Source organism: Sphingomonas sp. M6A6_1c (assembly GCF_053345135.1).
Genome location: NZ_JBKEZO010000001.1, coordinates 209,888 through 235,122, shown reverse-complemented (window position 1 = coordinate 235,122; position 25,235 = coordinate 209,888). Strand labels below are relative to the sequence as shown.

The following is a 25,235-nucleotide window of genomic DNA, read 5'->3' as shown; positions in this document are numbered from 1 at the left end:
CATCATCCCATGCGACATGATACAACATAACATATGCGGAGCCCTCGTCCTATGTCCAGTCCCCAACGATCACTGCGCAGACAGGCGGGGCAGACCGGCGGGGGGATCGGCATGAACGCGGCGCGCACGCTGGCCGACCGCATCCCGGTATCGGTGCTGACCGGCTTTCTCGGCAGCGGCAAGACGACGCTGCTCAATCGGCTGGTGCGGTCACCGGGGATGGCGCGGGCGCTGGTCGTCATCAACGAATTCGGGGCGGTCGGACTGGATCACGAGCTGGTCGCGCGATCCAGCGAGGATCTGGTGGTCGAGTTGATGGGCGGTTGCCTGTGCTGCACGATCCGCGGCGATCTGGCGCGGACGTTGCGCGATGCGCCCTGGCGGTTCGCGCGCGACGGGCGATGCTGGTTCGACCGCGTGGTGATCGAGACGACCGGGCTCGCCGACCCCGCGCCGATCCTGCACACGCTGGTCGCCGATGCGGGGCTCGAACCGCTGTACCGGCTCGACGCGGTGATCGCGACGGTCGATGCCGCGGCGGGGATGGCGACTCTGGACACGCATGGCGAGGCGGTCAAACAGGTGGCGGTCGCCGACCGGTTGCTGCTCACCAAGACCGATCTGGCCGAGGATGCGACGCAGGCGGCGTTGCGCGCGCGGCTCGCCACGCTCAACCCCGCTGCGCCGGTGATCGGGGTGCGCGACGGGATGGTCGATCCCGCGTCGCTCTTCGACGTCGGATTATGGGACCCGGCGAGCAAGAGCGCGGATGTACGCCGCTGGCTCGCCGACGAAGCCTATGTTGGCGGTCATCATCACGGCCACGATCATCACGACGTGAACCGGCACGGCGATGGTATCCGCGCCACCTGCCTGACGTTCGACCAGCCGCTGGACCCGCTCGCCTTCGATCGCTGGCTCGGCCTGCTCACCATGTTCCGCGGTGCCGATCTGTTGCGCGTCAAGGGCATCGTCCATCTCGCCGGCCATGACGCGCCGGTCGTCGTCCATGGCGTGCAGCATATCTTCCACCCGCCGGTCGAGCTCGACCACTGGCCCTCCGCCGACCGGCGGACGCGAATGGTGTTCATCACCCGCAACATCGATCCCGAGGAACTGCGCGGGACGCTCGCGCTGATGTCGCTCGGTCTCGACGAGGCGGGGCTTCGCGATCTGGTCGATCGCGTCGATGCCAGCGGCGGGGCGGCCTGACGAAGCGATCGCAACCGGGCGAGCGCGCAGCCGCTGAGCGGCGATGAACCGGCGGCCCCGCGCGCACCGCCATCGCGCGCGGGGGGCCGTAAGACCGTCTAACTGGCGATCTTGAGCGTCACCATCAGCCTGCGCCCCGGCATCACGACGCTGTCCTTGTTGAGCGCGGTGGCGAGCCGCTGGACGTCGTTGGTGAGGTTCTGGCCGACCAGCGCGAGTTCGACGTGGGGATAGGCGGTGAACGGCCGGACGGCGAGCTGCCCGTCGAGCGACACATAGCTCGGCGTCGGCGTGTCGAACGCCCCGGCCTTGTCCTGCCGCCCGGCGTAGATCAGGTTGAACCCGGCATCGAGCCGATCGCCCCGCCAGTTGAGCCCCCCGCCGACCCGATAGGGCGGGATACGCGGCACGTTGCTGCCGTCGTCGAGCGTCGCGCGGGTATAATCGGCGAGCAGGTTGAACCGGTAGACGCCGCTGGCAGTGTGCACCAGATCGTAGCTCGCCTCGCCCTCGACGCCGCGGAAATGCGCGTCCTGCTGGCGATAGTTCAGCTCACGCAGATCGCCGTCGCCATCGACCGCGCAGGTGCCGTCGTCGTCGCAGACGCGGCCGGTGAGGTCGCCGTAGATATAGTTGCGGAACCAGCTGCTGTAGACGCTGCCGTCGAAGCGGAACCCGCCCGACCGGACGCGCAACGTCCCTTCGAGCGAATTGGCGCGCTCGATGCGCAAACGGGGGTCGCCCGTCTCGAACGTATTGGGGCCGTCGTGCCCGCCGCGGGCGAACAGCTCGGTCAGCGCCGGCGCACGGCCGGTGCTGGAGAAGGTCGCACCCAGCTTGATCGCCGGCGTCACCGTATAGAGCGCGCCGAGCGCCCCGCTGATCGGCGTGAAATCGGGCGTGGCATAGACGTCGGACCGCGGCGTTCCGGCGAGCCGGACGTGCTCGACGCGGCCGCTCGCTTCGAGGTGCAGGCGATCGGCGATGCGCGTGTCGGTGAACAGATAGCCCGCGATGCTCTCCATCGTCGCGGGGAACAGATAGCTGCTGTCCTCGCCCACCGCGGAGAAGGCGCGATGCTGATATTCGACGCCGAGCGCCGAATTGTCGATGAAGCCGATCCGGTCGAGCAGCAGCTCGGCGCGACCGTTATATTCCTTGTTGTGGAAGGTCGTGTCGATCGTGCCGTCGGGCTCCTTCTCGTCATGCGTGTAATCGGCATAGCTGCCGTCGATATCGAGCCGCTGCAACAGCCCCGACCCCAGCGCGAAGGACGAGCGCGTCATCACCTTGGTCTGGCGCATGTCGATATGGGTGGTGTCGCTGGGGATGCCGTATTGCGAAGCATAATGCGAGACGGCCGCGCCGATCCGGCTGCCCGCATCGCCGCCGAAGAAATACGAGCCGCCGAGTGCGCCGCCATAGCCCTTGAAGAAGGAATTCTGCTGGGTGCCGAGCGGCGTGTCGTAATCGCCGGTGTGACGGCCGAAGCCGTCGGCGTGGAGCGCGAGATTGCCGAGCGTCGCATCGACCAGCGCCGCGCCTTGGTAGAGATCGGAGACGGTGCCGTACGTGCCCTCCACTTCGCCCGACAGCGGCGTCTTCGACAATGCGGTGGGGATGCGGTTGTTGAGCACGTTGACGACGCCGCCGATCGCCTGGCTGCCGTAGCGCAGCGTGCCGGCGCCGCGGACCACCTCGATGCTGCGCGCGGCGAGCGGATCGATCGGGATGCCGTGGTCGGGACCGATGTCGGAGACGTCGGAGGCGCTGGTGCCGTCTTCGAGGATGCGGACGCGGGTGGCGTCCATGCCGCGGATGATCGGCCGGCTCGCGCCGCTGGCGAAGCCGGTCGCGGCGATGCCGGGGATGCGGGCGAGCGCATCAGCGATGCTCGCCCCGCCCTGATGCAGGATGTCGGCGGCGTCGACCTTGGCGGAGATCGCCGGCGTGTCGTCGCGGTCGTGTTGGATGGGGGAGGCGGTGACGATGATGTCGCGCCCGGTATCGGTCTGTGCGGCGGGGGCGGGCGTCGTGGGCGTGTCCGTAGCGGCGGACGCGCAGGCGGGAACGAGCGCGGCGACGGCCGCACCGGCAAGCAGGATGAAACGCATGTTGGACTCCGGAAATGTCGCGTAAGACGCGGACCGCCGCGATGCCGGGCACCACGGGCGGTTTTCGCGCCGTCAGGGGGCGGTGACGGTTCCCGGGGGCGCGCGACTGCGCCAGATATGGCCGCGCGACGTGTGCGCAGGATAGGTGCCGGCGATCGCGACCGCCGCGGCGACGTCGCCCGGCGGGCGGATGGGATCGACCGGGCCGGTCGGCAGCAACGGTTCGATCGACGCCGCGGCGGCGCAAAGCGGGCAGTCCTCGTCGAGATCGGCGATGACGGATGGCCCGGCCGGTGCGCCGGGCACAGCAGCCCGCGCCAGCGGATGCTGGTGCGCCTGGAGCACCGTCCCGTCGAAGACGAACGACCACAAGATCAGCAGCGCGAGCAGCATGCCGGGTCGGGACCGATGGGGATATGCGCGGCTGGACACGGCCCTATTCGGCACGTGCAAACCTTTCTACAAGCTGAACGTGATACAATATGTCATAACCTGTTGACATGATGCTCTTTCATATTCTCCCGTCCTGCCCGGTCGGGCTGGAGTGACGTCGCCGCGACGGCGACGGCGGGCCGCGGCTCCCGTCCTGAGCTGGCGACGGGGTGAACTTGCAACGACAGTCACCCTAGGGTAGGGGGGTAGGGTATGAGCCACACTGCCAAAGCCGCCCCGGACCTGATCGTTCGGGTCCGCAAGATCGCCGGGCAAGTCGCCGCGATCGAGCGCGAACTCGTCGGCGATGCCGATTGCGACACCGTCCTGCACCGCGTCGCGGCGGTGCGCGGCGCGGTCAACGGGCTGATGGACGAGATCATCGCCGATCATCTCGCCACGCACGTCGCGCGGCCCGGCCTGTCCGATGCCGACCGTGCCCGCGGCGCGGACGAACTGCTCACCGTCATCCGCCGCTACGGCAAATAGGGGTATCGCCATGGCCTTCGCATCTGCGCTTCCGTCGCACGACCATCTGTTCCTCGGGACGGCGCATGACGCGCATGCGCGGCGAACGCGCTGGGTCGTCGCGCTGACCGCGGTGATGATGGTGGGGGAGGTCGGCGCGGGCTATGCGACCGGATCGATGGCGCTGCTCGCCGACGGCTTCCATATGGCGACGCATGCCGGTGCGCTCGCGGTGGCGGCCGCCGCTTATGGCTATGCGCGGCGGCATGCGCATGATCCCGCGTATAGTTTCGGCACGGGCAAGGTCGGCGATCTCGCCGGCTTCGCCTCGGCGATGGTGCTCGGGCTGATCGCGGCCGCCATCGGCATCGGATCCGCGCTGCGATTGTTCGAGCCGGTCACCGTCGCCTTCGGCGAAGCGGCGGCGATCGCGACGCTCGGGCTGGTGGTGAACATCGTCAGCGCCCTGCTGCTCGGCGGCGGGCATCATCACGGCCATGAGGCGCACGGGCATCATCATGACGATCACGCGCATCCGCATCCCCACGCGCATGGCGGGGACAACAATCTGCGCTCCGCCTATGTCCATGTCCTCGCCGATGCGCTGACCTCGGTGCTGGCGATCGCGGCATTGCTGGCGGGGCGCTATCTCGGCTGGGGCTGGATGGACCCGGCGATGGGGATCGTCGGCGCGCTGGTGATCGCGCGCTGGTCGTGGACGCTGCTGCGCGACACCGCGGCGGTGTTGCTCGACCGCAGCGCGGCACCGGTCGCGGGTACGGTGCGCGCGCTGGTCGAGGTGCCCGGCGACGCGCGGATCGCCGACCTCCACGTCTGGCGGGTCGGCCCCGATGCGCATGCGGCGATCGTCAGCGTCGTCGCGGTGCCGGGCGTGACCTGCGAGACGATCCGCCATCGCCTCGCGCCGGTCGGGGCGGTGGCGCATCTGACGGTCGAATGCCGGTGACCGGTCGATAGCGGCGCCGCGCGTGGCGGCGAGGAAGGCCTTGCGCGGCACCACGATCGGTCTTCCACCCGCGCCGGCACCGCGGCATGATGCATCGCAACGAGACTCAGGACCTGGCCGATGTCGCGACCCCTGTTGCTGTACCTCGTCGCGTCGCTCGCCGTCGCGATCGTGTGGGGCCTCTCCTGCTATGGCGGGTCGGGCTGGTATGTCGGCCTGCTGCCTTGGCTGGCGACGTCGCTGCTGGCGTGGCTGCTCTATGGCGAGCAGCGCGGGCATCCGATGGTGTTGCTGGTGCCGGCGTCGGGACTGATCGTCATGCTCTGGCTGCAGACGCTGGCGCGGCAATAGCGGCGGGCGTCCCGATCATCCCGGCCGCGGCTGCATCCGATTATCAGGGCGGCAACGATCTGGATGCGGGGAGAGGAGGGTTCGCGCGGAGGCGCGCGTTCGATCTCCCTCGACCATCATCGCTTCCACCGGACGTGCACGCCGATCCGCTTTAGCGGAACGGTTCGGCGAGCAGCGCTTCGGGAACGGGATAGCCCCAGTCGGCATATTTGCGCGCGGTGAGGCGCAGGAAGGCGACGATCTCGGGCGAAAAGTCGCCGACGCGGTGGCTCATGATGATCGGCGAGGTCGCCGGTTCGGCGAGGTCGAGGTAGCGGACGTCGTCGGTGCGCGCGCGCCGGACCGATTCCGGGATCACCGCGACCCCCTCCTCGGCGGCGACGAGGCCGATCGCGATCTGCAATTCGCGCACCTCCAGCACCGCATCCGGCGTGAGGCCGGCGTCGTGGAACAGCGACAGTACCTGATCGGCATAGCTCGGCCGCGGGGCGCTGGGGTAGAGGATCAGCTTCTCGCGCGCGAGCGCGGCAAGCGAGACCGGCGCGCCATCGCGGCCGAGCGCGCTCGCCAGCGGCACCGCGGCGACCAGCGGTTCGCGGCGCAGCACGGTGCGGCGTACCGCCGGATCGTCGAAGCGGATGCGGCCGAAGCCGATGTCGATCCGCCCCTCCTTGAGCGCGGCGATCTGGTCGAGCGTCGTGCTTTCCACCAAGGTCAGTTCGACATCGGGCATCTCGGCGCGGAATTCGCGGATCAGGCCGGGCAGCCGGGCATAGATAGTCGAGGCGACGAAGCCGATCGTGAAGCGCCGCGTCTCGGTGGCGATCGCGGCGGTCATCATCGCGCGCATGTCGTCGACGCGGCGCAGGATCTGCAGCGCCTGATCGTGGAAGATCTGCCCCATCGGGGTCAGCGCCAGCGGCCGCGCGCTGCGGTCGATCAAGGCGGCGCCGATATCCGCCTCAAGCTGCTGGATCGAGCGGCTGAGCGGCGGTTGCGCCATGTGCAGCCGCTCCGCCGCACGGTTGAAATTGCGCTCGGCGGCGACCGCGACGAAATAGCGGAGCTGACGCAGGTCCATCATTCATACCTCCGGAGTATCGCGCTTAGACCATAACGGTCTTTGCTAGACCAGCCTCCAAATCCTAGGTTCCTTGCAGAGAACACGGGATTGAGGATGCCGCAGGCCATGGTTGCGATCAGCGAGATCGATACCTTCATCGTCGATATCCCGACGATCCGCCCGCACGTGCTGGCGATGGCGACGATGCATCATCAGTCGATCGTCCTCGTGCGGCTGCGCGACGCCGACGGCGTCGAGGGGGTGGGCGAGGGCACGACGATCGGCGGCCTGAGCTATGGCGCGGAAAGCCCCGAGGGGATCAGGCTGGCGATCGACACCTATATCGCGCCGGTCCTCAAGACTTGCGACGCGCGCCGCGTCGGTGCCGCGATGGCGAGGATCGCGAAACACGTGTCCGGCAACCATATCGCCAAATGCGCGGTCGAGACGGCGCTGCTCGACATGGCGGGCAAGCGGCTGGGCGTGCCGGTGTCGGAGCTGATCGGCGGCGGCCGCGTCCGCGAGCGTTTGCCGGTCGCCTGGACGCTGGCGAGCGGCGATACCGCGCGCGATATCGAGGAGGCCGAACGCGTCCTCGCCGAGCGCCGCCACAACATCTTCAAGCTCAAGATCGGCAAGCGCGACGTGCGCGCCGATGTCGCGCACGTCGCCGCGATCAAGCGCGCGGTCGGCGACCGCGGCAGCGTACGCGTCGACGTCAACCAGAATTGGGACGAGGCGCAGGCCGATCTCGGCATGCGGCTGCTCGAGGATGCGGGCTGCGATCTGGTCGAGCAGCCGGTGGCGCGCCACGATCATGCCGCGATGGCGCGGCTCTCGGCCAAGCACGTCATCCCGCTGATGGCCGACGAGGCGCTGCACGGCCCCGCCGATGCCTTCGCGATCGCGGCGCGCGGCGCGGCGCGGGTGTTCGCGGTGAAGATCGCGCAATCGGGCGGGCTGCTGCCGGCGCATGCGGTGGCGACGATCGCGCAGGCGGCGGGCGTCGGCCTGTATGGCGGGACGATGCTGGAGGGCGGGGTCGGCACGGTCGCCTCGGCGCATCTGTGCGCGACCCTGCCGTCGCTGGCCTGGGGCACCGAACTGTTCGGGCCGCTGCTGCTGACGCAGGACATCCTCGCCGAGCCGCTGCGCTACGTCGACTTCCACCTCGCGGTGCCGACCGGCCCCGGACTCGGCATCGCGCTCGACGAGGATCGCATCGCCTTCCACCGGCGCGACCGCACCGCGCCGCTCCTCCACGTCGTTGCGGAAAGGGCCTGAGCCATGCTGTTCCAGGTCGAGATGGACGTGAACATCCCATCCGGTTTCGATGCCGACGAGGCGGCGCGGCTGAAGGCTGCGGAGAAGGCGCGCTTCCAGGAGCTGCAACGCGCCGGCATCTGGCGGCATATCTGGCGGGTCGTCGGGCAATACGCGAACGTCAGCATCTTCGACGTCGGCTCGAATGCCGAGCTGCACGACATCCTGACGAGCCTGCCGCTCTACCCCTTCATGACGATGCGCGTGACGGCTTTGTGCCGGCACCCCTCGTCGCTGCACGACGACGACCGCTGACCAGACGACCGCCGCAGGCGGCGCCCAATCCAGGAGAGACGTGATGGACACAGGCTTCGTACAGACCCCCGCCGTTCAGGACCTGCTCGACCGCGCCGCCGGCGTGGGCAGCGCAGGCGGCAATCCGCGGCTGAAGGTCATCCTGCGCGATCTGACCGAGCAGATCATGACGCTCATCGTCCGTCACGACATCAGCGAGAACGAGGTGTGGGACGCGGTCAATTTCCTGCAATCGGGCGCAGGCGAGTTCGGCCTGCTGATGCCGGGCAGCGGGATCGAGCATTTCCTCGACCTCTACATGGACGCCAAGGATGTCGAGGCGGGTAAGACCGGCGGCACGCCGCGCACGATCGAAGGGCCTCTCTATGTCGCCGGCGCGCCGCTGGTCGACAATGACGCGAACCTCACCACCGATCCCGACGAGACCAGCACGCTCTATATGAGCGGACGAATCATCGGGCCGGACGGCGAACCGGTGCCGGGCGCGATCCTGCATGTCTGGCACGCCAATTCGAAGGGCTTCTATTCGCATTTCGACCCGACGCACGAACAGACGCCGTTCAACAACCGCCGCCGCATCCGGGTCGGCGACGACGGCCGCTATGCGTTCCATTCGAAGATGCCCAACGGCTATAGCGTGCCGCCCGGCGGTGCGTCCGACACGCTGATGAAGGCGCTCGGTCGCCACGGCAATCGCCCCGCGCACGTCCATTTCTTCATCGAGGCGCCCAGCTATCGCGTCCTGACCACGCAGATCAATTTCGGCGACGATCCCTTCGCCGCGGACGATTTCGCCTTCGGCACGCGCGAGGGCCTGCTGCCGGTGCCGAACCGGCAGGGCGACAGCGCGACGATCGTCTTCGATTTCCACCTCCAGCGCGCCGACGATGCCGAGGAAGAGCATTTCTCGCACCGCGCCCGCCTCGCCGTCGCCGCCTGATCCGCGCGCAAGGAGACGCATGATGACCGACCTTCGCACCCGTCTGCAAACCGCCGTCGAAGACGACCCCGCCACCGGCACCTTCCGCTGCCGCCGCGACGTGTTCACCGACCCGGAGCTCTTCGACCTGGAGATGAAGCATATCTTCGAGGCGAACTGGGTCTATCTGGCGCACGAAAGCCAGATCCCGGACGCCAACGATTATTTCACCACCGTCATCGGCCGGCAGCCGATCATCATCACCCGCGACAAGACCGGGCAGCTCAACGCGGTCATCAACGCCTGCGCGCATCGCGGCGCGATGCTGTGCCGCCGCAAGCATGGCAACAAGGGTAGCTTCACCTGCCAGTTCCATGGCTGGACGTTCGCGAACACCGGCAAATTGCTCAAGGTGAAGGACGGCAGGAATGCCGATTATCCCGAGGCGTTCAACACCGGCGGCTCGCACGATCTCACGAAGGTGGCGCGGTTCGAAAGCTATCGCGGCTTCCTGTTCGGCAGCCTCAACCCCGACGTGCCGGCGCTGGAGGACTGGCTCGGTTCGACCCGCGTCATCATCGACCAGATGGTCGACCAGGCGCCCGAGGGACTGGAGGTGCTGCGCGGCAATTCCTCCTATGTCTATGACGGCAACTGGAAGCTGCAGATGGAGAACGGCGCCGACGGCTATCACGTCAGCGCGGTCCACTGGAATTACGCGGCGACCACCGGCCGGCGGCAGGCGGATGCGACCAAGGCGGTCGATCCCGACGGCTGGTCGAAGAGCGTCGGTGGCGTCTACGGCTTCGATCACGGCCATATCCTGCTGTGGACGCGGTTGCTCAATCCCGAGGTGCGGCCGGTCTACGCGCATCGCGCCGAGCTGGAGCAGCGGCTGGGCGCCGAGCGCGCCGCGCCGATCCTGACGCAGACGCGCAATCTGTGCCTCTATCCCAACGTCTATCTGATGGACCAATTCTCGACCCAGATCCGCGTCGTCCGGCCGATCGCGGTCGACCGGACCGAGGTCACCATCTATTGCTTCGCGCCGAAGGGCGAGAGCGACGCCGAACGCGCGCTGCGCATCCGCCAATATGAGGATTTCTTCAACGTCAGCGGCATGGGCACGCCCGACGATCTGGAGGAATTCCGTTCGTGCCAGACGGCCTATGCGGGCGCCGGCGAATTGTGGAACGACCTCAGCCGCGGCGCGACGCACTGGATCGCCGGGCCGGACGACAATGCCAAGGCGATGGGGCTCGAACCGATCCTGAGCGGCAGCCGCAGCGAGGACGAGGGCCTGTTCGTCCGCCAGCACGAATATTGGGCACGCACGCTGATCGCCGCGCTCGACCGCGAGGGCGGCGGCGACGACGGCAATGCGGTCCGCCCGGACGACCGCCTGCGGGTGGCGGCATGACGATCGACTATGACGCGGTGGTCGCCTTCCTCTATCACGAGGCGCGGCTGCTCGACGATCGTCTGTGGGACGAATGGCTGACCTGCTACGCGCCCGAGGTCGTCTTCTGGATGCCGGCGTGGGACGATGACGACCAGCTCGTCGACGACCCGCAGCGCGAGATCTCGCTGATCTATTATCCCAATCGCGAGGGGCTGGAGGATCGCGTCTTCCGCATCAAGACCGAGCGGTCGGGCGCGAGCATGCCCGAACCGCGCACCAACCACGCGGTCACCAATGTCGAGATCGTCGGCGAGCATGACGGCAGGCTGGAGGTGCGGTTCAACTGGCACACGCTCAGCCACCGCTACAAGGAGACGCTGAGCTTCTTCGGCACGTCCTTCTACACGATCGACGTCGGCGGCGAGCAGCCGCGCATCACCAGCAAGAAAGTCGTCCTGAAGAACGACTATATCCGGCAGGTCATCGACGTCTACCACGTCTGACGCGCCGGGCCCCGAGAGGATCATCATGGCCTATCGCATAGCTCTCAACTTCGAGGATGGCGCGACGCGCTTCATCGACTGCAACGCCGGCGAGACGGTGCTCGACGCCGCCTTCCGCCAGAAGGTCAATTTGCCGATGGATTGTTCGGACGGGGTGTGCGGGACGTGCAAATGCCGCTGCGAGGCGGGCGCCTACGATCTGGGCGACGACTATATCGACGAGGCGCTGACCGCGGACGAGGCGGAGGAAGGGCTGGTGCTGACCTGCCAGATGCAGGTGTCGTCCGACTGCGTGATCGCCGTGCCGGTGCCGGCCTCGGCCTATAAGGTCCGCCCGGCCGAGCATGGCGGCACGGTGACGCGCGTCGATTTGGTGTCAGACGGGACGATCATCCTAAATCTGCGCCCCGACGATCCCGCTGCGCTCGCCTTCCTGCCGGGGCAATATGTCAATCTAACCGTGCCGGGCACCGGCGAGACGCGCTCCTATTCGTTCAGTTCGAAACCCGGTGACGACGAAGCCAGCTTCCTGATCCGCAACGTTCCCGGCGGGCGGATGAGCGAATGGCTGACGACGCGGGCGGAACCGGGCGCGCGGATGACGTTCGTCGGGCCGCAGGGCAGCTTCTTCCTGCGCGACGTCGATCGCCCGACGGTGCTGCTGGCGGGCGGTACGGGCCTCGCGCCGATCCTGTCGATGCTGGAGGTGCTGGCCGACGAGGCGGACGAGGTCGATCAGCCGATCCACCTGATCTACGGCGTCTCCCAGGACGGCGATATCGTCGAAACCGACCGGATCGCGGCGCTGGCGGCGCGACTACCGACGATGAGCTGGGAGGTATGCGTCTCCGACCCGCAGAGCGCGCAGCCGCTCAAGGGCCATGTCACCGACTTCCTCACCGACGCGCATCTCAACGCCGGCGAGTGCGACATCTATCTGTGCGGTCCGCCGCCGATGGTCGAGGCGGTGCGCGTCTTCCTGCGCGAACGCGGCGTCGATCCCCGGCATTTCCATTACGAGAAATTCGCCCCGACCGAAGCGGCGATCACCGCGGTGGCGGCATGATCTTCGCCGGTCGTTTCGCGGGCAAGGTCATGGTGGTGACCGGTGCCGCACAGGGCATCGGCCGCGGCGTCGCGCTGCGCGCCGCGGCGGAGGGCGCGGCGGTGCTGCTGGTCGACCGTGCGGCGTTCGTCGACGATGTCGCACGCGAGGCGGGCGGGGCGGCGCGCGCCTTCACCTGCGATCTCGAAACACACGCGGGGGCGGTCGCGGCGATCGGCGGGGCCGAGGCGCTGTTCGGGCGCGTCGATATCCTGGTCAACAATGTCGGCGGCGCGATCCGCATGCGCCCCTTCGCCGAGTTCGAGCCCGACCAGATCGAGGCGGAGATCCGCCGTTCGCTGATGCCGACCCTCTGGGGCTGTCATGCGGTGCTGCCGGTGATGCTGCGGCAGGGCGGGGGGACGATCGTCAACGTCTCGTCCAACGCGACGCGGGGTGTCCGGCGCGTCCCCTATTCGGCGGCGAAGGGCGGGATCAACGCGCTGACGCAGAGCCTCGCGATGGAATATGGCGAAGCGGGCATCCGCGTCGTGGCGACCGCCCCAGGTGGCACGCAGGCCCCGGCCCGTATCGTGCCGCGCAACCCGGACGGCGACGACGCGCGCGAACAGGCATGGATGGCCGAGGCGGTGGCGCAGGTGACGACCTCCACCTTCTTCAAACGATATGCGACGCTCGACGAACAGATCGCGCCGATCCTGTTCCTCGCGTCCGACGAGGCATCCTATATTACCGGCTCGGTCCTCCCCGTCGCCGGCGGTGATCTGGGCTGAGGAGCCGACGATGAGAAACAAGATCTTCGATAGCCCCGCCGCGGCGCTGGAGGGCGTGCTGTTCGACGGCATGACGATCATGTCGGGCGGCTTCGGCCTGTCGGGCAATCCCGAAAGCCTGATCCCCGAGATCCGCGCGAGCGGGGTTACGGGGCTGACCGTGATTTCGAACAATGCCGGCGCCGACGGGTTCGGGCTGTGGATGCTGCTGGAAAGCCGGCAGATCGCCAGGATGATCTCGTCCTATGTCGGCGAGAACAAATTGTTCGAACAGCAATATCTGTCCGGCGCGCTGGCGCTGGAGCTGACCCCGCAGGGCACGCTCGCCGAGCGCATCCGCGCGGGCGGGGCGGGCATCCCGGCCTTCTATACGAAGACCGGCGTCGGCACCGTCGTCGCCGAGGGCAAGCCGGTCGAGACGTTCGAGGGCGAGGAGTATGTCCGCGAGACGTGGCTGCGCGCCGATCTGTCGATCGTCAAGGCGTGGCGCGCCGACCCGGCCGGCAATCTCATGTTCCGCAAGACCGCGCGCAACTTCAACCCGAACATGGCGACTGCGGGCCGGGTGACGGTGGTCGAGGTCGAGGAGATCGTGCCGGCGGGCAGCTTCGACCCCGATTGCATCCACACGCCCGGCATCTATGTCGATCGCATCGTGCGGAGCACGATCAACGCGAAGCGGATCGAGAAGCTGACCGTCCGCGAAGAGGAGAGCGTCTGATGGCCTGGACCCGCGAACAGATGGCGGCGCGCGCTGCGCAGGAATTGCAGGACGGCTATTACGTCAACCTCGGCATCGGCATCCCGACACTGGTCGCCAATTGCGTTCCCGAGGGGCTCGACGTGACGCTCCAGTCGGAGAACGGCATGCTCGGCATCGGGCCGTTTCCGACGCGCGACGCGGTCGATCCCGACCTCATCAACGCCGGCAAGCAGACGATCACCGCGCTGCCGACCTCGTCCTTCTTCTCCTCCGCGGACAGTTTCGCGATGATCCGCGGCGGCCATATCGACATGGCGGTGCTCGGCGCGATGGAGGTGAGCGAGGCGGGCGACATCGCCAATTGGACGATTCCGGGCAAGATGGTGAAGGGCATGGGCGGCGCGATGGACCTCGTCGCCGGCGTCCGCCGCGTCGTCGTGGTGATGGATCATGTCAACAAGGCGGGCGAACCGAAGATCCTGCCGGTCTGCACGCTGCCGCTGACCGGCGCGGCGTGCGTCGATCTCATCGTCACCGATCTGGCGGTGCTGGCGTGCGACAGGCCGGGGCTGCGGCTGGTCGAACTCGCGCCGGGCGTCACGCTCGACGAAATGCGGGCGAAGACGGCGGCGGCGTTCGCGGTCGACGGCCCCTCGGCAAGGGCCGCCTGATGCCGTTCGTCCCCTCCGTCGGCACCCGCCTCTACTGGAAGCTCGAAGGCGAGCGGGGTCGGCCGTCGCTGGTGCTGCTCAACTCGATCGGCACCGACATGGACCTGTGGGCGCCGGTGCTCCCCGCATTGCGCCGGCGCTTCCTCGTGCTGCGGGTCGATACGCGCGGCCATGGCGCCTCCGATGCGACGCCGGGCGATTACGACATGGCCCTGCTCGCCGGCGATATCGGCGCAGCGATGGACGCCGCGGGGATCGATCGCGCGGGGATCGCCGGCGTGTCGCTCGGCGGCATGATCGCGATGCAGATGGCGCTCGACGCGCCCGAGCGGGTCGCCGGGCTGGCGCTGGTCTGCACCTCGGCGACGATGGACCGGGCGGCGTGGCGCGCGCGCGTCGAGACGGTGCGTGCGGAGGGGCTCGGCAGCATCGTCGATCCCGTCATGGGCCGCTTCCTCTCGCCCGCCTTCTGCGACGCGCATCCCGAGGTCGAGGCGACGATCCGGCGCGGGCTGCTGGCGATGGATCCGGCGGGCTATGCCGGCTGCGGCGCCGCGATCCGCGACATGCGGCTGGCCGACCGGCTGGGGGCGATCGCCGCGCCGCCGCTGGTGGTCAGCGGCGACCACGATGTCTCGACGCCGTTTGCGGGCCATGGCGACCATCTTCTTGCTCAGATCGCCGGCGCCCGCCACGTTGCGCTCGACGCCGCGCACCTCGCACCGCTCGAGGCGCCCGATGCGCTCGCGGCGGCCCTTATCGACACCTTTGCCTGAGGTTTCCATGCCCGACGCCTTCCTCTGCGACGCGATCCGCACGCCGATCGGCAAACTGAACGGCGCGCTCGCCACGGTCCGCGCCGACGATCTCGCCGCGATCCCGATCCGCGCGCTCAAGGACCGCAATCCGCACGTCGACTGGGCGGCGGTGGACGACACGATCCTCGGCTGCGCCAACCAGGCCGGCGAGGACAATCGCAACGTGGCGCGCATGGCGGTGCTGCTGGCGGGCCTGCCGGACGCGATACCGGGGACGACGGTCAATCGCCTGTGCGGCTCGGGACTCAACGCGGTGGGCATCGCCGCGCAGGCGATCCGGTCGGGCGATGCCGAGCTCGTCATCGCCGGCGGCGTCGAGAGCATGACGCGCGCACCCTACGTGCTCGGCAAGGCGGCGACCGCATTCGACCGCGGGCAGAAGATCGAGGATACGACGCTCGGCTGGCGGTTCGTCAATCCGGCGATGCGCGCGGCGTACGGCGTCGATACGATGCCCGAGACCGGCGAGAACGTCGCCGATGCGTGGCACGTCGACCGCGAGGCGCAGGACCGGTTCGCGCTCGCAAGCCAGCAGAAGGCCGCCGCCGCCATCGCCAGCGGCCGGCTCGCCGCGGAAATCGTGCCGGTCGTCATCCCGCAGCGGAAGGGCGACCCGATCGTCTTCGCGCAGGACGAGCATCCCCGCGCGACCAGTCTGGAGGCGCTCGCCGGACTGAAGCCGGTGGTGCGCGCCGACGGCACCGTGACCGCGGGCAACGCCTCCGGCCTCAACGACGGCGCGGCGGCGATGCTGGTCGCCTCCGAAGCGGCGGCGGCGCGGCACGGCCTGACGCCGCGCGCGCGCGTGCTCGGCATGGCGGCGGCGGGGGTCGCGCCGCGGATCATGGGGGTTGGGCCGATCGAGGCGGCGCGCAAGCTGGTGCGGATCACCGGCATCGCGCTGGACCGGCTCGACGTGATCGAACTCAACGAAGCCTTCGCCAGCCAGGCGATCGCGACGCTGCGCGACCTCGGCATCGCGCCCGACGACCCGCGGGTGAACCGCAACGGCGGCGCGATCGCGCTGGGGCATCCGCTGGGCATGTCGGGGGCGCGGATCACGATGAGCGCGGTCGAGGAATTGCACCGCACCGGCGGCCGCTATGCGCTGGCGTTCATGTGCATCGGTGTCGGGCAGGGGATCGCGCTGATGCTGGAGCGCGTCTGAGGGTCTGACCGCATCAGTTGCAGAAGGGCCGAACCGTTGCCGATAACGACCGGCGCGGGACGGCCGCGCGCGCCCGTCGGCGACGGATGGCGACCATACCAACTGAGTATCGCGAGGCGACCCAAACGGTCTTTTTATCGCGGCGACGTGGAGAGTAGCTCTCCGCTCCGACGGAGAGGAATCGGAAAAGACTCCGGCTGTTTGGAGATCGTCATGACGAACGCGACTGCCCCCGCTGCGAAGACAAGGCTGATCGATGCCGACCATGTGTCGGGCGTCATCTTCGACGGGGGCTGGTCGCCCGGATCGCAGACCGCGCCGGCGATCGAGCCGGCAACCGGCGCGACGCTCGGCACCGTGGCGCTGGCCGGCGCGGACGCCGTCGCCGCCTCCGCCGCGCAGGCCCGTGCGGCGCAGCGCCGATGGGCGGCTTTGTCCCCCGACAATCGTGCCGCCGTCTTCCTGAAGGTCTTGCGGATCGGGTCGGATCATCGCGATGAGATCGTCGACTGGCTGGTACGCGAGAGCGGATCGGTGAAAGCCAAGGCGGCCTTCGAGCTCGACGTCACGCTGAAGGCGATCCAGCTCGCCGCGGCGATGCCGCATCAACCGCAGGGACTGGTGCTGCCGAGCCAGCCGGGGCGCATCAGCCTCGCAAGGCGGCGGCCGATCGGCGTCGTCGGGATCATCGCGCCGTTCAACTTCCCGCTCTATCTGGCAATGCGCGCGGTGGCGCCGGCGATCGCGGTCGGCAATGCGGTGGTGCTGAAACCCGATCCGCGCACCGCGATCAGCGGCGGTCTGGTCATCGCGCGCCTGTTCGAACTGGCGGGATTGCCCCGCGGCGTGCTCCACGTCCTGCCGGGCGGCAGCGAGGCGGGGGAGGCGCTGTGCGCCGACGCCAATATCGGCATGATCCAGTTCACCGGCTCGACCGGCGCGGGTCGCATCGTCGGCCAGAATGCGAGCCGCCATCTCAAGAAGGTATCGCTCGAGCTCGGCGGCAAGAATGCGATCATCATCCTCGACGATGCCGATCTGGACCTCGCGCTGCGCAACGCCGCATGGGGCGTCTATCTGCACCAGGGGCAGATCTGCATGTCGGCGGGGCGCGTGCTCGTCCATGAGGCGATCGCGAAGGACTTCGTCGCCGGGCTCGCGGCGAAGGCGGCGGCGTTGCCGGTCGGCGATCCCGCGCAGGACGGTATCGCGATCGGGCCGCTCATCAACCAGCGCCAGCTCGATCATGTCGCCCGGGTGGTGGCCGACAGCGTCGCGGCGGGCGCAAGGCTCGAAACGGGCGGCACCGCCGACCGGCTCTTCTACGCACCGACCGTGCTGAGCGGCGTCACGCCCGCCATGCCCGCGTTCGCCGAAGAGATTTTCGGTCCGGTCGCGGTCGTCACCACCTTCAAGGACGACGAGGAGGCGATCCGGCTCGCCAACGACACCGATTACGGCCTGTCGGCGGCGGTCGTCTCGCGCAACGTGTCGCGCGCGCTGGCGCTCGGCGAGCGGCTCAACACCGGGCTGCTCCACATCAACGACCAGACGGTGAACGACGATGTCGTCAATCCCTTCGGCGGCGTCGGCGCCTCCGGCAACGGCACCGCGATCGGCGGCCCTGCCAATTGGGAGGAATTCACCGAGTGGCAGTGGGTGACGATCAAGGGCGAAGCCCCCGCCTATCCCTTCTGACGAACACGCAAGGAGAGGTATCATGACCACCATATTGGACGAGCGTCGCCCGATCACCACCGCGGTCGTCCGCGAACAGGGCGGCGATTTCCTGATCGAGCCGGCGAGCATCGGCGCGCCCGGCCCGCGCGAGGTGCTGGTGCGCGTCGTCGCGACCGGCGTCTGCCACACCGACATGATCATCCGCGACCAATATTATCCCTCGCCGCTCCCTGCGGTGCTGGGCCACGAGGGCTCGGGCGTCGTAGAGGCGGTGGGAGCGGAGGTGCGGTCGGTGGCGCCGGGCGATCATGTCGTCATGACCTTCATGTCGTGCGGCTATTGCGGCCAGTGCGATCAGGGCCATCCGGCGCATTGCGAGAATTTCTTCGGCCTCAACTTCGGCGGCGGCCGCGGCGACGGCTCGACCGCGACCTGCGATGCGCACGGCGGCGTGCTGCACGACCATTTCTTCGGCCAGTCCTCCTTCGGCAGCTTCGCGGTCGCGCACGAACGCAACGTCGTGAAGGTGTCGCGCGATGCGCCGCTCGAACTGCTCGGCCCGCTCGGCTGCGGCATCATGACCGGCGCGGGCGCGGTGCTCAACGCGCTCAAGGTCGAGGCGGGCAGCAGCTTCGCCGCCTTCGGCTCGGGCGCGGTGGGTCTGAGCGCGGTGATGGCGGCGCGCGTCGCGGGTGCGACGACGATCATCGCCGTCGACGTGACGCCGAGCCGCCTCGCACTCGCCACGGAGCTGGGCGCCACCCATGTCGTCAACAGCCGCGAGGTCGACGTGGTCGCGACGATCAAACAGATCACCGGCGGCGGGGTGCACTATACGCTGGAAAGCAGCGGCCGGCCCGAGGTGCTGCGTCAGGCGATCGACGCGCTGGCGATCCGCGGCAGTTGCGGGATCGTCGGCGCGCCGCGGCTCGGCACCGAAGCCTCGTTCGACGTCAACGACGTGATGGTGCCGGGCAAGCGGATCATCGGCATCGTCGAGGGCGACAGCGTGCCGCAGGTCTTCATCCCGCGCCTCGTCGATTTGTATCTGCAGGGCCGTTTCCCGTTCGACCGGCTCGTCGGCTTCTACGATTTCGCGCAGATCAACGCGGCGATCGCCGACAGCGAAAGCGGCAAGACGATCAAGCCGATCCTGCGCTTCTAGAGTCCCTCCCGCGCGCCCCTCGGGAGGTGAGACGCGGCCCGGCATCGCTCTCTGCCGGGCCGCGATACCGCACCGTCAGCCCGCGTTGCGGCGGCCAAGCAGGTCGAGCAGCCGCTGTGCGGCGTCGGCCGACGAGCCGGGGTTCTGCCCGGTGATGAGCAGGCCATCGGCGACGACATATGACGCCCAGTCGTCGCCGCGTTCGAAACGGCCGCCATTCGCCTTGAGCACGTCCTCGACGAGGAACGGCACCACCTCGGTCAGGCCCACCGCCGCCTCCTCGCTGTTGGTGAAGCCGGTGACGGTCTTGCCGTCGACCAGCGGCTTGCCGTCGGCGCCCTTGACGTGACGCAGCACGCCCGGCGCGTGGCAGACCAGCGCCACCGGCTTGTCCGCCGCGATGGTCGTCTCGATGAGGCTGATCGAGCGCGCGTCCTCGGCAAGATCCCACAACGGCCCGTGGCCGCCGGGATAGAAGACCGCGTCGAAATCGTCCGCGGACACATCGGCGAGCACGCCCGTGTGGGCCAGCGCGGCCTGCGCTTCGGCGTCGGCGGCGAAGCGGCGGGTGGCATCGGTCTGCGACGACGGTTCGTCGCTCTTCGGATCGAGCGGCGGCTGGCCACCCTTGGGCGAGGCGAGCGTGAGGTCGACGCCGGCGTCCTTGAAGACGTAATAAGGCGCGGCCAGTTCCTCGAGCCAGAACCCGGTCTTCTTGCCGGTGTCACCGAGCTGGTCGTGCGAGGTGAGGACGATCAGGATCTTCATGTCGGTCTTCCTTGGCTGTGATAGCACCCGTATACCGTTGAATAGACCGGTCGTCTATAGGTCAGACGAGCGTTAGATGAAGTGCCGGTATGCGCCCTGTTACGCTGGCAAGCCCAGCAACTGCCGGGTCGAGCGGAGTGCCGTATCGAACGGGTCGTGCGCCTTGACGATCTTCGCCATCACGCTGGCGCCGAGCCACAGATGGTAGAGCGACGCGGCCAGATCGGCAGCCGCCCCGGTCGCGGCAAGCGAGCGATCGGCGACGCCGTCCTCGATCATGCGCGTCATCCGTGCGATGATCCCGGCGGTGCCCGTCTTCAACGTCAGCCGCATCGGTTCGGAGAGATCGGCGACCTCGGCGCCCAGCTTGACCGCAAGGCACCGCCCCTGACAGTCGAACGCGCCCTGATTGTCGCGCCACGCCGCGAAATAGGCGATCAGCCGCTCGGCGCCGGTCAGGTTTAATCGCGCGATCATCGCGTCCATCTCGGCGAGATAGTCGTCGAAATAGGCGGCGAGCATCGCCTCGCCGAACGCGTCCTTCGAGGCGAAATAATGGTAGAAGGAGCCCTTGGGCACCCCGGCGTCCTTCAGGATCTCGGTCAGGCCGACGGCGGAAAAGCCCTTGCGGCTCATGATCTTCTGCCCCGTCGCCAGGATCGTCGTGCGGGTGCCGGTATCGGCGGGGGTATCGGAGGGCGAAGCGGACATGGACCGGCCGTACCACCGGCTAGACCGATCGTCTAGGATCGCCCCCCGGCATCCCCGCGGCGAAGGTCGGCCCGGGCGGTGCCGGCGCGCTCCCAGCGTCCCCCGAGCGCGCGGAAGAGGTCGATCTGCGCGGTCGCGATCGCGGCGTCCTGCGCGGCGAGGGCGGCCTGCGCGTCGGCCAGCGTGCGTTCGGCGTCGAGCTGCGACAGGCTGTCGATCTGGCCCTCGCGGCGTTGCGCGCGGGTGATGCGCGATGCGCGATCGGCCTGGTCGAGCGCGCGTTGCAATGCGGTGCGGCGGTCCAGCGCGCGGGCGTAATCGGACAATGCCGTCTCCGTCTCGCCCAGCGCGGTCAGGATCGTGCCGTCGAACGTCGCCAGCGCGGCCTGCGTGTCGGCCTCCGCGCCGGCGATCCGCGCCCGCGCGCGGTCGCGGTTGACGCTCCAGTTGAGCAGCGGGCCGAGCAGGAAGTTGAGCGGCCCGACACCGAACAGATTGCCCAGCCCGGTGCTGGTCTGGCCGATCGACCCGCCCAGGGTGATGCGTGGATAGAGGTCGGCGGTCGCCACCCCGATCCGCGCCGTCGCCGCCGCCAGCCGGCGCTCGGCGGCGCGCACGTCCGGGCGGCGCGCGAGCAGCTTCGCGCCGTCGCCGATCGGGATCGGCTGGGTCAGCCGCAGCGTCGCGGTGCGCTGCGCGGCGATCGCGGGCAGCTCCTGCGGGGTGCGGCCGGTCAGCGTCGCGAGGCGGAACAAGGCCGCCTGCCGTTCGGCCTGCAACAGCGGGATGTCCGCGCTGCGCTGGTCGCGGAGCGCGGCGATTCGCGCGGTGTCGAGCGGGGTGGTCATGCCCACGTCGACGCGGCGTTCGGTGGTGCGCACCTGCCGGTCGAGCAGCGCGACGATCCGCTCGGCCACTGCGATCCGCTCCGCCGCGGCGGCGGCGTCGGCATAGGCGCGGGTGGTGTCCGCGACGACGGCGACGCGGACCGCATCGGCGTCGGCATCGGCCGCCGCGACGTCGCCACGCGCGGCGGCGACGTTGCGTGAAATGCGCCCGAACAGATCGACCTCGTAGGACAGGTCGAGCCCGCCATCGATCACCCACGTCTCGCCGGCAACGCCGGCCGGGCGCTGCACCTGCGAGAAGCGGTTGTAGCTGGCACCCGCGCCGAGCGTCGCCTGCGGCGTGCGGTCGGTGCGCACCTCGCGCAGCGACGCGCGTGCACGGGCGAGGCGGGCGACCGCGACGCGCAGGTCGGTGTTGGCGGCCAGCGCTTGCGTGACGAGGCCGTCGAGCACCGGGTCGTCGTACAGCCGCCACCAATGGTCGTCGGGTGCGGCGACGCTGGTCGCGGCACTGGTCGAGACGAACGGCGCGGCGGCGGTCGCCGGCGTGGCGGGCGGGCGATAGTCCGGCCCGACGGCGCAGGCGGTGAGCGCCAGCAGCGAGACGGCGGCGGTCAGGGTTTTGAGCATGTTGGCCCTCCTCATTCGGCAGGCTGAAGTGCGGGATCGGCGGCGCCGCGGCGGGCGCGCCGCGCCGCCAGTCGCAGGCCGAGCGCGCGGCATACGACGTAGAAGGTCGGCGTGAAGATCAGCCCGAAGCCGGTGACGCCGATCATGCCGAAGAACACCGCCGTCCCCAGCGCCTGCCGCAGCTCGGCGCCCGCGCCGCTGGCGACCAGCAGCGGCACCGTGCCGAGGATGAACGCGAAACTGGTCATCAGGATCGGACGCAGCCGGACCTGCGCGGCCTGCACCGCCGCCTCGACCGGCGACAGGCCGTCCTGTTCCTCGGCCTGTTTGGCGAACTCGACCACGAGGATCGCATTCTTGGCGGCGAGCGCGATCAGCACGACCAGCCCGATCTGCGTCAGCACGTTATTGTCCATGCCGCGCAGATTGACGCCGATCATCGCCGCCAGCAGGCACATCGGTACGATCAGCACGATCGACAGCGGCAGCAACAGGCTCTCATATTGCGCCGCCAGCACCAGGAAGACGAACACCACCGCCAGCGCGAAGACGATGCCCGCGGTGCTGCCCGCCGCTTTCTGCTGATAGGCGATGCCGGTCCATTCGCTGCCGTAGCCGCGCGGCAGCGCGTCGGCGGCGAGCTTCTCCATCGCGATCAGCGAACGGCCGGAGGAATAGCCGGGCGCGGTGTCGCCATCCACCTCGACCGCCGGATACAGATTGTAGCGCGTGACGCGATACGGCCCGGTCCGATCCTGGAAGGTCGCGACCGATCCCAGCGGCACCATCCCGCCCGCTGCCGAGCGCGTCTTGAGATCGGCGATGTCGGCGGGGGTCGAGCGGAACGGCGCGTCGGCCTGCGCGGTGACGCGATAGGTGCGGCCGATCAGGTTGAAGTCGTTGACGAACGCGCTGCCGAGATAGACCTGCAACGCCTCGAACACCTGCGCCGGCGGCACGCCGAGCATATCGGCCTTGGCGCGATCGACGTCGGCGAAGATGCGCGGCGTTGCGGTGTTGAAGAAGGTGTAGACCTGCGCCAGCCCCTCGGTCTGGTTGGCCTTGGCGATCAAGGCGCCGGCGGTGGCGTCGAGCTGCTTGTAGCCCGCGCCCTGCCGGTCCTGCACCATCAGCCGATAGCCACCCGCCGAGCCGATGCCCTGGATCAGCGGTGGCGGCACGACGAGGATGCGCGCCTCGTCGATGTCGGCGGTCGCCTTGCGCGTGGCATCCATCAGCCCGGCGAAGGTGACGCCCAGCTTCTCGCGTTCCGCGAACGACTTCAACGGCACATAAGCGGCGGCGGTGTTGGGGGCGAGCGTCTGCGACGGGCCGTCGAAGCCCGCCAGCATCACCACGCCCTTGACGCCTGCCAGCGGCAGGATGCGCTTGGCGACCTTCTGCACCACCGCATCGGTGCGCTCGACCGAAGCGCCGGCGGGTAGCTGGACGATGGTCAGGAAATAGCCCTGATCCTGCGCCGGAATGAAGCCGGTCGGCGTCGCCCAGAACAACGCGACGGTGGCGGCGATCAGCCCGGCATAGACCGCCATCATCCGCTTCGGCCGTCGCACCAGTCGCGCGGTGAGCGCGGCATAGCGCACGCTCAGCCGCTCGAATGCGGTGTTGAAGCGGTCGCCCGCAGCGCGGACGAAACGGACGGCGCGGTTGCCGCCTTCGTGCGTGTCGTGTGCCCGCAGCAGGATGGCGGCGAGCGCGGGCGACAGCGTCAGCGACACGATCAGCGAGATCACCGTCGCAGTCGCGATCGTCACCGCGAATTGCTGGTAGAAGGCGCCCGACAGGCCGGTCAGGAACAAGGTCGGCACGAACACCGCGCACAGCACCAGCACAATCGCGACCAGCGCGCCCGACACCTCGTCCATCGAGATCATCGCCGCCTCCAGCGGCGGCAGGCCACGCGCCAGGTTCCGCTCGACATTCTCGACCACCACGATCGCGTCGTCGACGACGATGCCGATCGCCAGCACCAGCCCGAACAGCGACAGCGTGTTGAGCGAATAGCCGACCGCCGCCAGCACCGCGAAGGTGCCGACCAGCGACACGGGAATCGCGACGATCGGGATGATCGCCGCCCGCCATTTCTGGAGGAACACCAGAATGACGAGCACGACCAGCACCATCGCTTCGAACAGGGTGTGGATCACCGCATCCACCGATTGCGCGATGAATTCGGTGGGGTTGTAGATGACGCGATATTCCAGCCCCTTGGGGAAGGACTTCGACATCGCCTGCATTTCGGCCTCGACCTTCTCCGCGGCGGCGAGCGCGTTGGAGCCGGGGCGCTGGAACACCGCCGCGATCACGGTCGGCTGGCCGGAGAGATAGGTGTTCGAATTATAGTCCTGCGCGCCCAGTTCGACGCGCGCGACGTCGCGCACGCGCACCTGCCGGCCATCGGCGTCGCTGCGGATCACGACATCGGCGAATTGCCCGGGCTCGAGCAGCCGCCCCTGCGTTTCGACGTTGAGCTGGAAGGCGTTACCCTGCGAATAGGGCGGCTGGCCGAGCGAGCCGGCGGCGACCTGCACGTTCTGCGCGCGCAGCGCCGCGACGATATCGCCGGCGGTCAGGTTCAGCGCGGCGGCGCGGCCGGGATCGATCCAGACGCGCATCGCATAGTCGCGGCTGCCGAACAGCCGCACGTCGCCGACGCCGTCGATCCGCGCCAGCCGGTCGCGGACCTGCGTCAGCGCGTAATTGGAGATATAGCCGCGATCGAGCGAATGGTCGGGCGAGATCAAATTGACGACCATCAGGAAGTCGGGGCTGGTCTTGCGCGTGACGACGCCCAGCCGCTGCACCTCCTCGGGCAGGCGCGGCACCGCGACCGCGACGCGGTTCTGCACCAGCACCTGTGCCGCATCCAGATCGGTGCCGATCTTGAACGTGACGGTGATCGTGACGTTGCCGTCGCCGGTCGATTGGCTCGACTGGTACAGCATGTCGTCGACGCCGTTGATCTCCTGCTCGATCGGCGCGGCGACCGTTTCCGCAACCGTCTCGGCGGAGGCGCCGGGATAGCTGGCGGACACGGTGACGGTCGGCGGTACGATATCGGGATATTGCGCGACCGGCAGGCCCCAATAGGCGATCGCACCGATGAGGGTGATGACGACCGCGATGACGCCCGCGAAGATCGGGCGGGTGATGAAGAAGCGCGACAGGCGCATGATATGCTCCCCCTTAACGAGGATGAGGACG

The 25,235-nt window shown here is 68.8% G+C and carries 24 protein-coding genes; 17 read left to right on the top strand and 7 right to left on the bottom strand.

The window, feature by feature from the left end:
• Positions 1-111 precede the first annotated feature (111 nt).
• Entirely contained in the window at positions 112-1,212 is a 1,101-nt protein-coding gene (locus tag ACLBWH_RS01075) for a CobW family GTP-binding protein (RefSeq protein ID WP_447796147.1), read from the top strand.
• Between the two features lie 98 nt (positions 1,213-1,310).
• Here ACLBWH_RS01075 and ACLBWH_RS01070 read toward each other — a convergent pair whose 3' ends face one another.
• A complete protein-coding gene (locus tag ACLBWH_RS01070; protein ID WP_447796145.1) occupies positions 1,311-3,326 on the bottom strand; it encodes a TonB-dependent receptor in 2,016 nt (671 codons plus the stop codon).
• A 72-nt stretch (positions 3,327-3,398) separates the two neighbouring features.
• Positions 3,399-3,719 carry a DUF2946 family protein gene (locus ACLBWH_RS01065; protein ID WP_447796143.1) on the bottom strand — a complete coding sequence of 107 codons (321 nt, stop codon included), beginning with the start codon at positions 3,717-3,719 and terminating at the stop codon, positions 3,399-3,401.
• Positions 3,720-3,971: 252 nt separating this feature from the next.
• Here ACLBWH_RS01065 and ACLBWH_RS01060 point away from each other — a divergent pair, with 252 nt between their 5' ends.
• From ACLBWH_RS01060 to ACLBWH_RS01050, 3 genes are all read left to right on the top strand, one after another.
• Positions 3,972-4,247 carry a metal/formaldehyde-sensitive transcriptional repressor gene (locus ACLBWH_RS01060; protein ID WP_447796142.1) on the top strand — a complete coding sequence of 92 codons (276 nt, stop codon included), beginning with the start codon at positions 3,972-3,974 and terminating at the stop codon, positions 4,245-4,247.
• Between the two features lie 10 nt (positions 4,248-4,257).
• Positions 4,258-5,193, top strand: a complete 936-nt coding sequence (gene dmeF, locus ACLBWH_RS01055) for a CDF family Co(II)/Ni(II) efflux transporter DmeF (RefSeq protein ID WP_447796140.1) — start codon at positions 4,258-4,260, stop codon at positions 5,191-5,193.
• Between the two features lie 120 nt (positions 5,194-5,313).
• Positions 5,314-5,544 (top strand): hypothetical protein, encoded by a 231-nt coding sequence (locus tag ACLBWH_RS01050; protein WP_447796139.1) that lies wholly within the window; start codon positions 5,314-5,316, stop codon positions 5,542-5,544.
• A 151-nt stretch (positions 5,545-5,695) separates the two neighbouring features.
• Here the strand turns inward: ACLBWH_RS01050 and ACLBWH_RS01045 are convergent, their stop codons facing one another.
• Positions 5,696-6,625 carry a LysR family transcriptional regulator gene (locus tag ACLBWH_RS01045; RefSeq protein WP_447796687.1) on the bottom strand — a complete coding sequence of 310 codons (930 nt, stop codon included), beginning with the start codon at positions 6,623-6,625 and terminating at the stop codon, positions 5,696-5,698.
• A 108-nt stretch (positions 6,626-6,733) separates the two neighbouring features.
• Here ACLBWH_RS01045 and ACLBWH_RS01040 point away from each other — a divergent pair, with 108 nt between their 5' ends.
• The 13 genes from ACLBWH_RS01040 to ACLBWH_RS00980 all read left to right on the top strand — a co-directional run bounded on the left by ACLBWH_RS01040 (position 6,734) and on the right by ACLBWH_RS00980 (position 19,053).
• Positions 6,734-7,891, top strand: coding sequence for a muconate/chloromuconate family cycloisomerase (locus ACLBWH_RS01040; RefSeq protein ID WP_447796137.1), 1,158 nt, complete (start codon positions 6,734-6,736; stop codon positions 7,889-7,891).
• 3 nt (positions 7,892-7,894) lie between these two features.
• A complete protein-coding gene (gene catC / locus ACLBWH_RS01035) occupies positions 7,895-8,185 on the top strand; it encodes a muconolactone Delta-isomerase (protein ID WP_447796135.1) in 291 nt (96 codons plus the stop codon).
• A 43-nt stretch (positions 8,186-8,228) separates the two neighbouring features.
• Positions 8,229-9,125 carry a dioxygenase family protein gene (locus ACLBWH_RS01030; protein WP_447796133.1) on the top strand — a complete coding sequence of 299 codons (897 nt, stop codon included), beginning with the start codon at positions 8,229-8,231 and terminating at the stop codon, positions 9,123-9,125.
• 19 nt (positions 9,126-9,144) lie between these two features.
• Positions 9,145-10,524, top strand: a complete 1,380-nt coding sequence (locus tag ACLBWH_RS01025) for a Rieske 2Fe-2S domain-containing protein (protein WP_447796131.1) — start codon at positions 9,145-9,147, stop codon at positions 10,522-10,524.
• Positions 10,521-11,009 carry a benzoate 1,2-dioxygenase small subunit gene (benB, locus tag ACLBWH_RS01020; RefSeq protein ID WP_447796129.1) on the top strand — a complete coding sequence of 163 codons (489 nt, stop codon included), beginning with the start codon at positions 10,521-10,523 and terminating at the stop codon, positions 11,007-11,009. The genes ACLBWH_RS01025 and benB overlap by 4 nt, the downstream gene beginning before the upstream one ends.
• A 25-nt stretch (positions 11,010-11,034) precedes the next feature.
• On the top strand, positions 11,035-12,075 hold the full coding sequence (benC, locus tag ACLBWH_RS01015) for a benzoate 1,2-dioxygenase electron transfer component BenC (protein WP_447796128.1): 1,041 nt from the start codon (positions 11,035-11,037) through the stop codon (positions 12,073-12,075).
• Entirely contained in the window at positions 12,072-12,848 is a 777-nt protein-coding gene (gene benD / locus ACLBWH_RS01010; protein ID WP_447796126.1) for a benzoate diol dehydrogenase BenD, read from the top strand. Before benC ends, benD begins: the two co-directional genes overlap by 4 nt.
• A 10-nt stretch (positions 12,849-12,858) precedes the next feature.
• Entirely contained in the window at positions 12,859-13,569 is a 711-nt protein-coding gene (locus tag ACLBWH_RS01005) for a CoA transferase subunit A (protein ID WP_447796124.1), read from the top strand.
• Positions 13,569-14,222, top strand: a complete 654-nt coding sequence (locus ACLBWH_RS01000; RefSeq protein ID WP_447796122.1) for a 3-oxoacid CoA-transferase subunit B — start codon at positions 13,569-13,571, stop codon at positions 14,220-14,222. The genes ACLBWH_RS01005 and ACLBWH_RS01000 overlap by 1 nt, the downstream gene beginning before the upstream one ends.
• On the top strand, positions 14,222-14,998 hold the full coding sequence (gene pcaD, locus ACLBWH_RS00995) for a 3-oxoadipate enol-lactonase (protein ID WP_447796121.1): 777 nt from the start codon (positions 14,222-14,224) through the stop codon (positions 14,996-14,998). The genes ACLBWH_RS01000 and pcaD overlap by 1 nt, the downstream gene beginning before the upstream one ends.
• Before the next feature lie 7 nt (positions 14,999-15,005).
• Positions 15,006-16,208, top strand: a complete 1,203-nt coding sequence (pcaF, locus tag ACLBWH_RS00990; RefSeq protein WP_447796120.1) for a 3-oxoadipyl-CoA thiolase — start codon at positions 15,006-15,008, stop codon at positions 16,206-16,208.
• A gap of 213 nt (positions 16,209-16,421) precedes the next feature.
• Positions 16,422-17,906 (top strand): benzaldehyde dehydrogenase, encoded by a 1,485-nt coding sequence (locus ACLBWH_RS00985; protein ID WP_447796118.1) that lies wholly within the window; start codon positions 16,422-16,424, stop codon positions 17,904-17,906.
• Positions 17,907-17,928: 22 nt separating this feature from the next.
• A complete protein-coding gene (locus tag ACLBWH_RS00980; protein WP_447796116.1) occupies positions 17,929-19,053 on the top strand; it encodes an NAD(P)-dependent alcohol dehydrogenase in 1,125 nt (374 codons plus the stop codon).
• Between the two features lie 75 nt (positions 19,054-19,128).
• Here ACLBWH_RS00980 and ACLBWH_RS00975 read toward each other — a convergent pair whose 3' ends face one another.
• From ACLBWH_RS00975 to ACLBWH_RS00960, 4 genes are all read right to left on the bottom strand, one after another.
• On the bottom strand, positions 19,129-19,821 hold the full coding sequence (locus tag ACLBWH_RS00975; protein ID WP_322849216.1) for a type 1 glutamine amidotransferase domain-containing protein: 693 nt from the start codon (positions 19,819-19,821) through the stop codon (positions 19,129-19,131).
• A 99-nt stretch (positions 19,822-19,920) separates the two neighbouring features.
• Positions 19,921-20,532 carry a TetR/AcrR family transcriptional regulator gene (locus tag ACLBWH_RS00970; protein WP_447796114.1) on the bottom strand — a complete coding sequence of 204 codons (612 nt, stop codon included), beginning with the start codon at positions 20,530-20,532 and terminating at the stop codon, positions 19,921-19,923.
• A 32-nt stretch (positions 20,533-20,564) separates the two neighbouring features.
• Positions 20,565-22,010, bottom strand: coding sequence for an efflux transporter outer membrane subunit (locus tag ACLBWH_RS00965; protein WP_447796112.1), 1,446 nt, complete (start codon positions 22,008-22,010; stop codon positions 20,565-20,567).
• 11 nt (positions 22,011-22,021) lie between these two features.
• Positions 22,022-25,204, bottom strand: coding sequence for an efflux RND transporter permease subunit (locus ACLBWH_RS00960; RefSeq protein ID WP_447796110.1), 3,183 nt, complete (start codon positions 25,202-25,204; stop codon positions 22,022-22,024).
• Positions 25,205-25,235 lie beyond the last annotated feature (31 nt).

Bases quoted from the DNA above. Each gene is read 5' to 3' on its own strand.
- ACLBWH_RS01040 (WP_447796137.1), top strand. From the start codon at position 6,734: ATGGTTGCGATCAGCGAGATCGATACCTTCATCGTCGATATCCCGACG.
- pcaF (WP_447796120.1), top strand. From the start codon at position 15,006: ATGCCCGACGCCTTCCTCTGCGACGCGATCCGCACGCCGATCGGCAAA.
- ACLBWH_RS01005 (WP_447796124.1), top strand. From the start codon at position 12,859: ATGAGAAACAAGATCTTCGATAGCCCCGCCGCGGCGCTGGAGGGCGTG.
- ACLBWH_RS01000 (WP_447796122.1), top strand. From the start codon at position 13,569: ATGGCCTGGACCCGCGAACAGATGGCGGCGCGCGCTGCGCAGGAATTG.
- benC (WP_447796128.1), top strand. From the start codon at position 11,035: ATGGCCTATCGCATAGCTCTCAACTTCGAGGATGGCGCGACGCGCTTC.
- ACLBWH_RS00960 (WP_447796110.1), bottom strand. From the start codon at position 25,204: ATGCGCCTGTCGCGCTTCTTCATCACCCGCCCGATCTTCGCGGGCGTC.
- benB (WP_447796129.1), top strand. From the start codon at position 10,521: ATGACGATCGACTATGACGCGGTGGTCGCCTTCCTCTATCACGAGGCG.
- ACLBWH_RS01025 (WP_447796131.1), top strand. From the start codon at position 9,145: ATGATGACCGACCTTCGCACCCGTCTGCAAACCGCCGTCGAAGACGAC.
- ACLBWH_RS00985 (WP_447796118.1), top strand. From the start codon at position 16,422: ATGACGAACGCGACTGCCCCCGCTGCGAAGACAAGGCTGATCGATGCC.
- ACLBWH_RS01070 (WP_447796145.1), bottom strand. From the start codon at position 3,326: ATGCGTTTCATCCTGCTTGCCGGTGCGGCCGTCGCCGCGCTCGTTCCC.
- ACLBWH_RS00970 (WP_447796114.1), bottom strand. From the start codon at position 20,532: ATGTCCGCTTCGCCCTCCGATACCCCCGCCGATACCGGCACCCGCACG.
- pcaD (WP_447796121.1), top strand. From the start codon at position 14,222: ATGCCGTTCGTCCCCTCCGTCGGCACCCGCCTCTACTGGAAGCTCGAA.
- catC (WP_447796135.1), top strand. From the start codon at position 7,895: ATGCTGTTCCAGGTCGAGATGGACGTGAACATCCCATCCGGTTTCGAT.
- ACLBWH_RS00980 (WP_447796116.1), top strand. From the start codon at position 17,929: ATGACCACCATATTGGACGAGCGTCGCCCGATCACCACCGCGGTCGTC.
- benD (WP_447796126.1), top strand. From the start codon at position 12,072: ATGATCTTCGCCGGTCGTTTCGCGGGCAAGGTCATGGTGGTGACCGGT.
- ACLBWH_RS00965 (WP_447796112.1), bottom strand. From the start codon at position 22,010: ATGCTCAAAACCCTGACCGCCGCCGTCTCGCTGCTGGCGCTCACCGCC.
- ACLBWH_RS01050 (WP_447796139.1), top strand. From the start codon at position 5,314: ATGTCGCGACCCCTGTTGCTGTACCTCGTCGCGTCGCTCGCCGTCGCG.
- ACLBWH_RS00975 (WP_322849216.1), bottom strand. From the start codon at position 19,821: ATGAAGATCCTGATCGTCCTCACCTCGCACGACCAGCTCGGTGACACC.
- ACLBWH_RS01030 (WP_447796133.1), top strand. From the start codon at position 8,229: ATGGACACAGGCTTCGTACAGACCCCCGCCGTTCAGGACCTGCTCGAC.
- ACLBWH_RS01065 (WP_447796143.1), bottom strand. From the start codon at position 3,719: ATGCTGCTCGCGCTGCTGATCTTGTGGTCGTTCGTCTTCGACGGGACG.
- ACLBWH_RS01060 (WP_447796142.1), top strand. From the start codon at position 3,972: ATGAGCCACACTGCCAAAGCCGCCCCGGACCTGATCGTTCGGGTCCGC.
- dmeF (WP_447796140.1), top strand. From the start codon at position 4,258: ATGGCCTTCGCATCTGCGCTTCCGTCGCACGACCATCTGTTCCTCGGG.
- ACLBWH_RS01075 (WP_447796147.1), top strand. From the start codon at position 112: ATGAACGCGGCGCGCACGCTGGCCGACCGCATCCCGGTATCGGTGCTG.
- ACLBWH_RS01045 (WP_447796687.1), bottom strand. From the start codon at position 6,625: ATGGACCTGCGTCAGCTCCGCTATTTCGTCGCGGTCGCCGCCGAGCGC.